Here is a 12,922-nt window from a genome sequence, read left to right as displayed (position 1 = left end):
ACTATTACTTAAGAGATTTTAGACAGCTTCTAAAAAGCCGAAGTTACGATATCAGATTAAATTTCAAGAGTACCTGACTGCCAAGCTTCTCAAGTTAATTCCTGATCAGATACAGGATAAGATTGTGATGCGTTTGTTTAGTTAAAGTACAATGTTTATTCGTTCTGGCGACATAAGCATTGTTAGAGTCGTATAATATAATTAACTAAATTCTCAAGGAGGCACTTCATGGCAGAGCATTTAACACATTTCTACGAAAAATTTCAACCCAGTCACTACAATATTTATTTGGATATCAATCGGGAAAACAAGCACTTTTCCGGAATATCAACTATCACGGGTGAGGCGAAAACATCGTCAATCTCAATTCACCAAAAGTTTTTAACAATCGAATCAGTCACCGCTGACGGTAACGATGTCCCATTTACAACCGATGACAATAACGAGGCCATTCACATTGACCTGCCCAAGATGGGTGAGGTTACCTTGGCAATCAAGTTTAGCGCCAAATTGACCGATACCATGATGGGCATTTATCCTTCATATTATGAAATTGACGGGGTTAAGAAGCAGATTATTGGAACCCAATTTGAAACGACGGCTGCTCGTCAAGCCTTTCCATGTGTCGATGAACCCGAAGCAAAGGCAACCTTTGATTTGGCCATCAAGTATGACGAACACGAAGGCGAGACGATCATCAGCAACATGCCTGAGGTCAAGACTGAAAATGGCGTCCACTACTTTGACACGACCATGAGAATGTCTTCCTATCTGATTGCATTTGGATTCGGTGAACTTCAAAGTAAAGAAACCACAACCAAGAGCGGTGTGAAAGTCGGCGTCTTTGCGACTAAGGCACATAAGGCCGATGAGTTGGACTTTGCCTTGGATATTGCCAAACGCTCAATTGAATTTTATGAAGACTTCTATCAAACACCATACCCACTTCCACATTCCTGGCAGCTGGCATTACCTGATTTCTCGGCCGGCGCCATGGAGAACTGGGGCTTGGTCACTTATCGGGAAGCATACTTATTGTTAGATCCTAAGAACACGTCATTTGAAATGAAACAGTTAGTTGCCACCGTGATTGCCCATGAGTTGGCTCATCAATGGTTCGGTGACCTTGTTACAATGAAGTGGTGGGATGATCTCTGGTTAAACGAAAGCTTTGCCAACATGATGGAATATGTTGCCATTGATGCCATTGAACCGGACTGGCACATCTGGGAGGTCTTCCAAACTTCCGATGTTCCTGCGGCTCTTCAACGGGATGCCACCGATGGGGTTCAATCCGTCCACGTTCAAGTTGAGAACCCGGCTGAAATTGACTCAATTTTTGATGCCGCAATCGTGTATGCCAAAGGTGCCAGAATGTTGGTCATGGCTCGGGCACTTGTGGGTGATGAGGCCCTGAGAAAAGGATTGAAGAATTACTTCACTGCCCACAAGTTCCATAACGCAACCGGCGCTGATTTATGGTCGGCATTGGGCGATGCTTCCGGCATAGACGTGGGGTCAATCATGAACTCATGGTTGGAACAGCCCGGGTATCCGGTTGTCACGGCTAAAGTCGAGAACGGCAATCTGACCTTGTCACAACATCAGTTCTTTATCGGAGACGGCAAGGATGCCGGCCGCAAGTGGCAGATTCCACTCAACAGCAACTACGATGTCGTTCCTGAAATCATGTCAGATAAGACCCTGACCATCGGTAATTATGATGAGCTTCGTCAATCAACCGGCAAGCCATTCTTCTTAAACATCGGCAACAATTCCCACTTCATTATTCAATATGATGAAACATTGATGAAAGATATTCTTGATCATGTGAATGATTTGGATGCAATTTCACAGCTTCAAATTCTTCAGGATCTGCGTTTATTGGCAGATGGCCGGAAGAATTCATATGCCAACATCGTGCCGCTTTTGCCAAGATTTGCTGACAGCCATTCAAACATTGTCAATGCCGCTTTATACCGGGTTGCCAACAATTTGAAGAAGTTTGTGACACCTAAGTCACCAGAAGAAAAGGCACTGAAGGAACTCTTCGACAAACTGAGTTCAGCCCAGCTGGATCGTTTGGAATTTGCTCCCAAAGCAGGCGAGTCCAACGATGATCAACTCACCCGACCATATATTTTGAGTGCCGGATTATATGCTGAGAACGCTGATGCAATGGCTTCTGCCCATTCGTTATTTAAAGAAAATGAAAATCATTTGGCAGACTTATCAGCTGATGTTCGGGTCTTTGTTCTTAGAAATGAAGTCAAGAACTTCGGCAGTCAAGCATTGTTTGACAACTTGCTGAATGCTTACCGCAAGACTTCGGATGCCAGCTACAAGCAGGACATCTGCGCAGCATTAACCAGTACAACCGATCCTAAGCTGATTGCTGAATTGGTTGGTAAATTTGAAGAGGCCGATACCATCAAGCCACAAGATTTACGCGCCTGGTTCCGCGGTGTTCTTGCCAATGACGATGGTCAACAGGCAGCTTGGGATTGGATTCGTAACGACTGGCAATGGCTTGAAGATACAGTCGGTGGCGACATGGAATTTGCAACCTACATTACCGTTATTTCCAGTGTTTTCCACACACCACAACGCTTGGAAGAATTCAAATCATTCTTTGAACCCAAGATCCCAACACCTGGATTGACCCGTGAGATTAAGATGGATATCAGTGTCATCGATAGTCGGGTTCAATTAGTTCAGGATGAAAAAGATGCTGTGAATGAAGCAGTTTCGAAAACCGTTAAGTAGCTTTTTACTCGATCAAAGGAGTCTCATCATATTGATGAGGCTTTTTGTTATGGGTCAATGCTGGATAAGTAACGTATTCTGATTCATTCATCAATGGTTGTGGCAGCGATATTTGCTGAGTAATGTTACACATTTATAACATTCTTGAAAAGAAACAATCGCAAACCTACCAGAGCGCGGTTTGCAGCTGTAATATTTTAAAATTCAATTCATGCCCCCTTGTGTTGGCTGGGATTCTGGAATATGTTGGTTGAGTGAAATAACGACAACTGTTTATCCATTTTGAACTTGGGTATAAACAAATAAATTAATGCGGAGTGGTTTTGAATGAGTATATTGAAGAAAAAGGTACGGATTGTGATTCTTTCGGTACTGACAGTTATTTTGTCAGTTTCGTTTTTCGGAGCGGCCAAAGCATCAGCAGACACAACGATTATCCCGGATATTTCTGAGTGGCAGGGGAAACTGACCGGTTCACAAGTTTCCAATTTAAAGAGCCAGGTTTCCTTTATCATCAATCGGCGTCAATATGGTGCCAACTATCAGGATAAATACGCAACCAACAATACGAACCTGTATACTCAGTATGGCATTCCGTTTGGTGAGTACGATTACGCAACCTTTACCAGTGCAGCCAGTGCCAGAAATGAAGCCAATGTTTTCTACCAGAATTCCAATAAGAACGCTAAATTCTATGTATTGGATTACGAAGAAAACGATGTGACATCAGGATCAAGCAACGCCGCGGTTAAAGCATGGTATAATCAGATGCGCTCATTAACCGGCAAAAAGCTGGTCTTCTATTCCTACCAATCATTTGCCACTGCTCATGCCAATACTGCCCGAAAGAGCTTTGATGCCCAATGGATTGCCAACTATTCATCACGGCCAACCATTCAAACGGACCTCTGGCAATATACCAACAAAAAATACGTTCCCGCATTAAAAGAATCAGTTGATGCCAGCACAATTTTAAATTCCAGCAAACCAATCACTTGGTGGATCGGCGGTGCTCAATCAGCTGATACGTCTCAACCAACTTACTTTACCGATGTTGTTACGAGCGTTACCACTACCAAGAAAATTTATTTATATGATTCTACCAGCTTCAAGAAGGCCAATCGGGTAGTTAAAGTTCAGCCTGGTACCAAGGTATCGGTAACCGCCATCCATAAGCGGGCAAGTGGTGCATACTACTTCGAAACTGCCGATGGTCGATACTTAACCGCCAACAAAAATTATGTGCAATAATATGATCAAAATGTTTGGAGGAAAATAATGAAACTCTATAAATTAGGTGGCGTTTTGCTACTGAGCCTGATCCTGGTAGGTTGTGGCAACACCAACTCCAGTAAACAAAATTCCAATAACGAATCTAAAACAGATATGCAAAACAGTTCTTCACAAGCGCAATCGAGTTCAACCAGCCAGCAGAGCGCATCAACAACTTCTGGTGCTGATGGTTCTCAATCTGACAGTCAATCATATGATTTTTCATCGTTGACTAAAGACTTATCGAGCAAGTTGACAGACACTTTGTTGCCACAAGAGTCTGGCTTGAGCAATACGTCTAAGAACGTTCATATCAGATACTCAGGCAATTCTGCCAACAGCACAATTTACTACAGTCTTGGAAATGATGCATTGGCAGTAAATGATGCCAGCGTTAAAAGTGAGACTCCATATGCGGTCTTAGCAAAACGCAGTTATTCATCATCTACTGAAGCTCAAAACCACTTGGATTACACTGCTGCTTCCGAGATCAAAGGCCTTCCAAAAGTTGATTTGGGCCATTCGATTGTCGGTCATATGCAATCAGGAGCCGGACAGGAATACATTTCTTGGAACGAAGGTAATTGGTCAATTAGTGTTCATGGTAGTCCAGTTAACAACACCACTCCAAAAAAACTGGCGGTCTCAAGTGTAAATATGTTTGAAAACTATGCGTTGCCAGCACCAAATACCCAAGGCGTTGTTAAATTCAACGTTGGCACTTCTTCTCAGGTGATTACTTGGCAGGATGGCAGTGTCGTTTATCGACTAAAAGCTAATGATCCGGCGGTTGCCATTCGAATGGCAGCCAGCATGAAATAAAATTCTTTCGACTAAATCAAGCTTTCCTAGATATGGAAGCTTGATTTTTTATCATGTCGGCTGGCCAGCTAACATTGGTATGTGACGTTGTCACAAAGCAGTTGTTGCTATAAAATTATGGATAAAATCAAAAGTTTGAAGGTGTCTGAATGACGATTAAATTCGAAAATGCAACGCAAGATGAATTGCCAAAAATTGTTGAAATTTATAATGAAATCATCCCCACCCGACTGGCCACGGCTGATCTCGAGCCAGTTTCGGTTGAATCACGGCAGCCGTGGTTTGATGCTTTTAATCCCGATACCCGACCGCTATGGGTGATTAAAGATGATGGCCAAATCGCCGGTTGGGTTGGTCTCGAATCATTCTATGGTCGACCGGCCTACCACAATACTGCAGAGATCAGTGTCTACATTGACGCGGATTTTCGTCATCATGGATTGGGCCAGCAGACAATCGATTTTGTTGAAAGTCAGCTGGTAAGATTAGGGTTGGACGGGTTGGTCGCATTCATATTCAGCCACAATTTACCCAGTCAAAAGCTGTTCAAACACAATGGCTTTGAGACCTGGGGCCATTTACCCGATGTTGCGGAAATGGATGGCAAACGTCGCAGCTTAGATATCTTGGGAAAACATTTTAATCAAATTGATCGATGAAGAGAGGTGATTGGAACGGGGTTCCGGTCACTTTTTTATGTATTAACAGAAAATTTTAAGTAGAAATCCTTGCATCACATAAGTTACAGATGTAGACTTAGTGTTGTTGAGAGCTACAAACGTAAACTTAAATACAAAATTTAAAAATGAGGTTGTTAAAATGATAGACGCAAAAAACGTAACCATCACCGATTCCGAATGGGAAGTCATGAGAGCCATTTGGACGATGGGTCAAACAACCAGCCGTGAGTTGATTAATGCGATGGACGAACTCCAAGGCTGGTCAGATTCAACCACCAAGACACTGCTCCACCGTTTAATTAAGAAGGGCGCTGTTGAACAGATTGGTGAAAGCCGACCATTTACCTTCAAGCCGGTTGTCGGTGAGAAAGAGTCAATGTCCGCGGCCGCAGATGATTTGTTTGATCATATGTGTGCGATGCGGGCAGGGTCGACGATTGCTCAGGTGATCAAAACCCGTGAACTTTCAAAAAGTGATATTGAAGAACTACAACAGATCTTGGCAGAAAAAGCCAAGGATGCCCCAGAGATGGTTGATTGCAACTGTCTTCCCGGGAAGATGACATGCGAGGAGGATAGCTGAAATGGCAAGTAATAAAGATAACATGAAGATGGATCATGATATGAGCGGCATGGACCACTCAAAGATGGACCATTCAAAAATGAAGATGGATCACGACATGAGTCAGATGGATCATTCCCAAATGGACATGGGCAACATGGGCCATTCGAATATGGAAATGGATCATGGCGACATGGACCACGGTGATATGGATATGTCAGGCGACATGATGATGCATGGCGGCCAGATGATGCACATGGGGAACCTGAAGCAAAAATTTTGGGTGTCAGTTGTTTTGGCAATTCCAGTGTTATTGCTGGCACCAATTATGGGACTCAATGTCTCCATTCTGAATTTCAATGCACCAATGTTTGAAGGGATTGCGATTCTGCTTTTTGATACCGCACTTTACTTCTATGGCGGTTCACCATTCTTAAAGGGTGCCTGGGCCGAAGTTAAAAGCAAAGAACCAGCCATGATGACCTTGGTTACTTTGGGTATTTCCGTTTCATACTTCTATAGTATTTACGCATTCATTGCCAATAATCTGTTAGCCACAGCAACCCACGTGATGGATTTCTCGTTTGAACTGGCAACTTTGATTTTGATCATGCTGTTGGGTCACTGGATTGAAATGAACGCTGTGATGGGCGCAGGGGATGCGGTTGAAAAAATGGCTGCCCTCTTACCCAAGACCGCTCATTTGGTTACTGATAATGGTGAAACCCAAGATGTCCAAGTATCCGATCTGCAGGTTGGCCAATCATTTCAGGTTCGTGCAGGCGAAAGTATTCCTGCCGATGGAACCATCACAAATGGTCAGTCAACCGTTAATGAAGCCTTGGTAACTGGTGAATCTGCCGCTGTTAACAAGAATCCTGGCGATAAGGTGATCGGTGGTGCGACCAATAATAACGGAACGTTAACTGTCCAAATTACCGGGACCGGTGAATCTGGCTACCTGTCACAAGTGATGAAGATGGTTTCAGAAGCCCAAAAATCAAAATCTAAGGCTGAAGGTCTGGCAGATCTCGTTGCCAAGTATCTTTTCTACGCAGCCTTGTCAATCGGTATCATTGCCTTCTTTGCATGGTTGCCCCAAGGCTTTTCAGTTGGGGTCACACGGATGGTCACGGTATTTGTGATCGCTTGTCCTCATGCATTGGGTCTTGCGGTTCCATTGGTAATTGCCCGTTCAACTGCAATTGGAGCCCAAAATGGTCTTTTGGTTCGAAATCGTCAGGCAATTGAAGCAAGTCAACATGTCAGCCATGTCCTGCTGGACAAAACCGGTACCCTGACTGAAGGTAAATTTACCATCAATGCGGTTGTTCCAACTGGTGACGGCGACGAAAAATCATTGTTGAGCAACTTGGCAGCCCTTGAGAGTAACTCGACTCATCCACTGGCACAGGCGATTCTTTCAGCCGCAGAAGCAAAAGGCATCACTGTTAAAGCAGCCGAGAACTCACAAAATATCCCCGGTGTTGGAATTTCGGGTGAAATTAATGGTCAGACTTACACGATTGTTAATGGAAATTATTTAACCAAAAATGGAATTTCATTTGATAACGCAACCGCTGATCAATGGGCAGCCAAAGGTAATTCGGTCAGCTTCCTTCTTCAAGGCAAACAGGTTTTGGGGATGGTCGCTGAAGGTGATACCATCAAGTCCGGCGCTAAAGCTTTGATCAACGGATTAAAGAAACGCGGGATTACCCCCGTTATGCTGACTGGTGATAACCAGAAAGCGGCCGAACACGTTGCCAAATTACTTGGTCTGGACGAATTCCATGCTGGTTTGTTGCCTAACGACAAGCAAAAGATTGTCTCCGAGTATCAAGCCAAGGGCAATCACGTCATCATGGTCGGTGATGGTGTCAACGATGCGCCAAGTTTGGCAGAAGCTAATATTGGGGTTGCCATCGGTGCCGGAACTGATGTTGCAATCGATTCCGCTGATGTCATCCTGGTTAAGTCAGAACCAAGTGATATTCTTCACTTCCTTGATTTAGCCAAAATTACCAACCGTAAAATGGTTCAAAACCTCTGGTGGGGAGCCGGATATAACATCATTGCCATTCCATTGGCAGCCGGTATTCTGGCATTTGCCGGACTTATCTTGGACCCAGCCGTTGGAGCTGTTGTTATGGCAATGTCGACAGTCATCGTTGCGATTAACGCAATGGGATTGACTGCTGATAAGATTAAGAATGACTAAGACTCAGCAGAATTAAATTCTGTTGAATCATGTGATAATAAATAGGAGCTGTACAAAACGAACGTTTTGTACAGCTCCTTTGCGTTTTTTACTTTTATATAGCCAAAACGTGTTCTGAAAGGCTGCTNCTCAAAAAGTTATCCTAGGTTATGCTACGGAAACAAACCCGCCTTTCATCACACTCCTTACTTTTGCACAACAACCAATGATTTGATTGCTTCACGTTTTGCCATTGCCTGGTAAGCATCATCGATCTCATCAAGACTGAATCGCTTGGTGAAGACCTTGCCAGGGTGAATGTCACCATCTAACACAGCCTTCAACAGGACTGATTTATCATAAGTCGTTACGGATGCCGGACCACCGGCAATCCCGAGGTTACCGTAAAACGAGTTGGTAAGGTCGGTTTTGGGGGTGTGTGGTAAGCCCACTCGACCGACTGTGGCACCCGGACGGGCAACTCTCATGGCGGTATCGGTTGAAAGCTCAGAACCAACACATTCCAAAACGGCATCAGCGCCGGAATCGTTGGTTAATTTCATGACTTTGGCAACTGCCTCGTCACCCCGTTCGGCAACGATATCAGTCGCACCAAATTCTCTAGCAAGCTTCTGACGATCAGCGTGTCGGCTCATGGCAATAATCCGACTGGCACCACGCATTTGTGAAGCGATGACACCACAAAGGCCAACCGCACCGTCACCAACAACGACAACTGTGTCGCCGGGCTTGACGTTGGCTGTCCGGGCAGCATGATAACCGGTTGCCATGACATCGGCAAGCGACAGCAGGGAATTTAACATGCCGTCACTGTAATCTTCAGGATGGCCCGGGATCTTAACCAATGACCACTCAGCGTGTTGGTAACGCACGTATTCGGCTTGATAGCCGGAACTGAAGTTATCGTTATGACTTTGACAGCTGCCTTCATAACCGGCACGGCAGGCGGCACAGTGGCCACATCCGTGAGTAAATGGGGCAATCACGAAATCACCGGGTTGAACGGTGGTAATCTTCTCACCAACTTGATCGACAATCGCGATGGCTTCATGGCCGCTGTTTTCAGAATTTGGTTCTTTATCTTCCAAGCCCCGGTAGGCCCACAGGTCGGACCCGCAGACACAGGCGCGGACAATGTGTAAGATGACGTCGTCTTCTGCCTGAATGGTTGGCTTGTCAATTTCTTTGATTTCAACTTTTCCGGGTTTAACAAACATTGTTGATTTCATATCTTGATCTCCTTGTTAAATGTATTTACAAGGTCATTGTAAACCTTGAAGTTGACTTTAAGGCAAGCAGTCATCGAAATTATTTATCGGTATTGGCTAATTGTTTCTGAAGCTTAATATCGTACTGCCGCATGATTGGCACCATCAACGCAAAGATTCCGCAGATAACCGTTCCAACCCCGGCAATGATGAACAACGTTTCAACCCCCAAAGCATCGGCGATTGGACCGGCAAAGATTAACCCGACCGGCCCGGTAAGACTCATCAGGGAATTTAACACGCCCAGCACTCGGCCAAGTTGTTGCGACGGATAGCTTTGTTGGATCATGGCCATCAGCAGTGTGCTGAAGAACGGCGTTGCAATCCCCTCAATCACATTAAGGATGGCAAACCACATAAAGCCGCTTTGGTTGCCTGGCAAAAGACCACTCAAACCGGTGGGAACGCCAACTAGAAAGAATGCGATAATCACCGGCTTCATTCGATCCCGCCAGTTGCCCCAAATTCCGATGATTGCACCACCAGCAAGCATCCCACCGGAATACAGCGCTTCGATAAAGCCGGCCTGGCCAACCGTTCCCTGAAAGTATTTCATCGTCATCAACGGATACATGCTGGCAGCGGGCATATACAGCAGTGTGAAGACCGCACCGGTAATGGTAATGTACCAGAGCCCTTTGTTATGCATCAGCTGCTGGACGCCCAGTTTGGTGTTGTGGAGCATGTGGAGGGCTGCGTCAATCTTTTCGTTGTTTGGAATTTGAACCCAGATCAAAATGCTGATTCCCAGGATCGCGCCCAAGACATCCAGCAAAATCAAATATTGCAGCGGGATCAGTGCAAATAGAAAAGCCCCCAGTGCCGGTGCGATAATCATGTTGGCTGACTGGACCATTCCCAACTGACCGTTGATTTTGGTGAGTTCTGTATCCGGAACCATCGTCGGGATGACTGATTGGATGGTGGGCATCTGAAATGTCTGGGCAATTGACCGCATTAACAGCGAAACAAAAATCAGCCAGATTGGAAAAACGTGAAAGACGCCGCCTGAAATTGACAGTATGATCGCAAAGATAGCTGCCACAACGTCAGGGACGATCAATAACGCTTTCTTATTCCAACGATCGACTAATGGACCGACAAATGGGCTCAGTAAAGCCATCGGCAGCATGCCCAAAATTGTGGCAATACTTAAGATTGTCGCTGAGCCGGTCTCTTTGGTCAGGTACCAGATGATCGCATATTGAACAATCATGCTGGTGATCCCGGTTAGAAATTGACTGGCCAAAAATAAGTAAATGTTACGGCGCCAATGGTTCTGATTAACCCTCATCTTGAACACCTCATTTTTCATAAATTAACTTTTATCCATATTGTACAGGAATCGGCATAAAAACGGTTAAAATACCATCAAAGTTCAAGACTTTGGGTGATGGTTGTGATAAGCTCATTTAAGACAAAGATTGGAAATTAAAGGAGATATATGATGACTTTACCTCAATTAGATTTAAAGAACGCAAAGGGACCCAAAGCAACCATTAAGACCAACCACGGTGATATTGTAATTCAGTTATTCCCTGAAGAAGCACCAAAAACTGTTGAGAACTTTGTTGCATTGGCCGAAAAGGGTTACTACAACGGCGTCATTTTTCACCGGGTGATTCCCGATTTCATGATTCAAGGCGGCGATCCAACCGGAACCGGTATGGGCGGTGAAAGCAGCTTTGGCGGCAACTTTGCTGATGAATTTTCACCTGAATTGTTCAACATCAACGGGGCATTGTCGATGGCCAACGCTGGTCCCGACACGAACGGCAGTCAGTTCTTCATCGTGACCAACGAACACGTGGATGATGGCATGATTTCACAGATGAAGACCGCCGGTTATCCTGAAGAAATCATTGAAGCATACAAGAATGGCGGCACACCATGGCTGGACTTCAGACATACTGTCTTTGGCCAAGTGATTGACGGCATGGACGTTGTTAAAGAAATCAGCAAGGTCGATAAGAACGCTCAGGATAAGCCTGACGAAGACGTTGTGATGGATTCGGTTACAATTGAAAAGTAATTCAAAGAAGTTCATCTCCAATAATGAGGATGAACTTTTTTTGTGGAATTAAACAATCAATAATTCACAATCCAGGCCTTATTCGCGGTACGATAGTCTTGTAGATATCAGAAACTTGTGATTAAGGCGGTGAAGTTATGGTTAAATTTGATCAAACGTATCGAAAAGAAGTTAATATTACTCAGCCATATATTCAAGGTGAAACTGAAGACGAAGTTCGCAGGAAGTATCATTTGGATAAAGTGGTGAAATTGGGGTCCAATGAAAACCCGTATGCGCCGTACTATCATTCAAAGAACGCGATGATTCACAGTATCAGCACCTTGAATCGATATCCCGAAGATGACTTTGTCAACATGAAGAAGCTTCTGGCTGACGAAACCGGACTAAAGCCGGAAAACGTTGCTTTAGGCAGCGGCGCCGGCAATATCATTGAGACCATCTCCAAGATGTTTATCAATGAAGGTGATGAAGTGCTCATCGCCAAGCAATCGTACCGTTTGTATCGTGAAGTTTCCAAATTGATGGGCGCCAAAGTGATTGAAATTCCGTTGACTGCTGATTATCAGTTTGACTTGGATCAATTTGAACAGAAAATAACTGATAAGACAAAATTAATTTGGATTTGCAACCCCAACAACCCAACTGGGACGATTACCGATGCTTCCAAGCTTGAAGCGTTCATGGACCACGTTCCGGAAAATGTTTGGGTGATTGTTGATGAGGCATATGCCCAATTTGCCGATCATTTGAGCCTGGCCAATTTCATTCGATATATCGGTCATAAACGAGTAATGGTCGTTCGGACCTTTTCCAAGTTTTACGGCTTGGCTGGCGCCCGCCTTGGTTACGTGTTATCCGATCCCGAAGCCATTCAGGCATACGATACTGTGACGGAGCCCTTCAATACCAACCGGACGGCGATTGCCGGGGCTGCTGCGGCAATGCAGTTTGATAAAGCCGAAATCGATAAAACCCTGAAAAAGATTTTGGGTGATCGGGAAGGCTTGGTTGAATCATTAGGGTTACTAGGGTTCACGGTAGCCCCATCCCAAGCCAACTTCGTCTTTGCCAAGCTGCCTGAAGGGGCACCTGATGCCACAACGGTTGTTGATGAATTGATGAAGCAGGGCGTGATCATCCGTGACTGTACACCTTGGGGATATCCTCATCATATACGGGTGACAGTTGGCACACACAAAGAATTAGAATTCTTCTTGTCCAAATTAACCGCTGTTCTTGCCAACTAATTGAAGATAAACAAAAACACGGGGCTGGGACAAAAGTCCCAGTTAACGC

At 44.8% G+C, this 12,922-nt stretch carries 10 protein-coding genes; 8 read left to right on the top strand and 2 right to left on the bottom strand.

Annotation, left to right across the window (positions count from 1 at the left end; genetic code table 11):
- The first annotated feature begins 228 nt into the window (after nucleotides 1–228).
- From FD17_RS12440 to FD17_RS12415, 6 genes are all read left to right on the top strand, one after another.
- Nucleotides 229–2,766 carry a M1 family metallopeptidase gene (locus FD17_RS12440; protein WP_057826502.1) on the top strand — a complete coding sequence of 846 codons (2,538 nt, stop codon included), beginning with the start codon at nucleotides 229–231 and terminating at the stop codon, nucleotides 2,764–2,766.
- Nucleotides 2,767–3,093: 327 nt separating this feature from the next.
- Entirely contained in the window at nucleotides 3,094–4,017 is a 924-nt protein-coding gene (locus tag FD17_RS12435) for a GH25 family lysozyme (protein WP_057826501.1), read from the top strand.
- Nucleotides 4,018–4,044: 27 nt separating this feature from the next.
- Nucleotides 4,045–4,860, top strand: coding sequence for a hypothetical protein (locus FD17_RS12430; protein WP_057826500.1), 816 nt, complete (start codon nucleotides 4,045–4,047; stop codon nucleotides 4,858–4,860).
- Between the two features lie 149 nt (nucleotides 4,861–5,009).
- The gene (locus FD17_RS12425; RefSeq protein WP_057826499.1) at nucleotides 5,010–5,519 is read left to right on the top strand and encodes a GNAT family N-acetyltransferase; all 510 of its coding nucleotides are present in this window, start codon (nucleotides 5,010–5,012) and stop codon (nucleotides 5,517–5,519) included.
- A 160-nt stretch (nucleotides 5,520–5,679) separates the two neighbouring features.
- Complete coding sequence (locus tag FD17_RS12420; RefSeq protein WP_057826498.1) at nucleotides 5,680–6,123, top strand: CopY/TcrY family copper transport repressor; 444 nt, start codon at nucleotides 5,680–5,682, stop codon at nucleotides 6,121–6,123.
- Nucleotide 6,124: 1 nt separating this feature from the next.
- Nucleotides 6,125–8,323, top strand: a complete 2,199-nt coding sequence (locus tag FD17_RS12415; RefSeq protein WP_057826497.1) for a heavy metal translocating P-type ATPase — start codon at nucleotides 6,125–6,127, stop codon at nucleotides 8,321–8,323.
- Between the two features lie 185 nt (nucleotides 8,324–8,508).
- Here the strand turns inward: FD17_RS12415 and FD17_RS12410 are convergent, their stop codons facing one another.
- Together FD17_RS12410 and FD17_RS12405 are read right to left on the bottom strand one after the other, a co-directional pair.
- Nucleotides 8,509–9,552 carry a zinc-binding dehydrogenase gene (locus tag FD17_RS12410; RefSeq protein ID WP_057826496.1) on the bottom strand — a complete coding sequence of 348 codons (1,044 nt, stop codon included), beginning with the start codon at nucleotides 9,550–9,552 and terminating at the stop codon, nucleotides 8,509–8,511.
- A gap of 79 nt (nucleotides 9,553–9,631) precedes the next feature.
- Nucleotides 9,632–10,885: an MFS transporter gene (locus tag FD17_RS12405; protein ID WP_057826495.1), complete on the bottom strand. Its 1,254-nt coding sequence runs from the start codon at nucleotides 10,883–10,885 to the stop codon at nucleotides 9,632–9,634.
- A gap of 153 nt (nucleotides 10,886–11,038) precedes the next feature.
- Here FD17_RS12405 and FD17_RS12400 point away from each other — a divergent pair, with 153 nt between their 5' ends.
- Together FD17_RS12400 and hisC are read left to right on the top strand one after the other, a co-directional pair.
- Nucleotides 11,039–11,623, top strand: coding sequence for a peptidylprolyl isomerase (locus FD17_RS12400; protein WP_057826494.1), 585 nt, complete (start codon nucleotides 11,039–11,041; stop codon nucleotides 11,621–11,623).
- Between the two features lie 137 nt (nucleotides 11,624–11,760).
- Nucleotides 11,761–12,873: a histidinol-phosphate transaminase gene (gene hisC / locus FD17_RS12395; protein WP_057826493.1), complete on the top strand. Its 1,113-nt coding sequence runs from the start codon at nucleotides 11,761–11,763 to the stop codon at nucleotides 12,871–12,873.
- The last annotated feature ends 49 nt before the right edge of the window (nucleotides 12,874–12,922 follow it).

The organism is Lentilactobacillus sunkii DSM 19904, from assembly GCF_001435575.1.
In the GTDB taxonomy this organism is placed as follows: Bacteria; Bacillota; Bacilli; order Lactobacillales; family Lactobacillaceae; genus Lentilactobacillus; species Lentilactobacillus sunkii.
Note: the sequence above shows the minus strand (reverse complement) of the source record. Positions and strands in the feature narration are given on the sequence as shown.

What these genes read in the sequence shown, in the direction of transcription:
- FD17_RS12440 (WP_057826502.1), top strand. Translation starts at nt 229, where the DNA reads ATGGCAGAGCATTTAACACATTTCTACGAAAAATTTCAACCCAGTCAC.
- FD17_RS12435 (WP_057826501.1), top strand. Translation starts at nt 3,094, where the DNA reads ATGAGTATATTGAAGAAAAAGGTACGGATTGTGATTCTTTCGGTACTG.
- FD17_RS12430 (WP_057826500.1), top strand. Translation starts at nt 4,045, where the DNA reads ATGAAACTCTATAAATTAGGTGGCGTTTTGCTACTGAGCCTGATCCTG.
- FD17_RS12425 (WP_057826499.1), top strand. Translation starts at nt 5,010, where the DNA reads ATGACGATTAAATTCGAAAATGCAACGCAAGATGAATTGCCAAAAATT.
- FD17_RS12420 (WP_057826498.1), top strand. Translation starts at nt 5,680, where the DNA reads ATGATAGACGCAAAAAACGTAACCATCACCGATTCCGAATGGGAAGTC.
- FD17_RS12415 (WP_057826497.1), top strand. Translation starts at nt 6,125, where the DNA reads ATGGCAAGTAATAAAGATAACATGAAGATGGATCATGATATGAGCGGC.
- FD17_RS12410 (WP_057826496.1), bottom strand. Translation starts at nt 9,552, where the DNA reads ATGAAATCAACAATGTTTGTTAAACCCGGAAAAGTTGAAATCAAAGAA.
- FD17_RS12405 (WP_057826495.1), bottom strand. Translation starts at nt 10,885, where the DNA reads ATGAGGGTTAATCAGAACCATTGGCGCCGTAACATTTACTTATTTTTG.
- FD17_RS12400 (WP_057826494.1), top strand. Translation starts at nt 11,039, where the DNA reads ATGACTTTACCTCAATTAGATTTAAAGAACGCAAAGGGACCCAAAGCA.
- hisC (WP_057826493.1), top strand. Translation starts at nt 11,761, where the DNA reads ATGGTTAAATTTGATCAAACGTATCGAAAAGAAGTTAATATTACTCAG.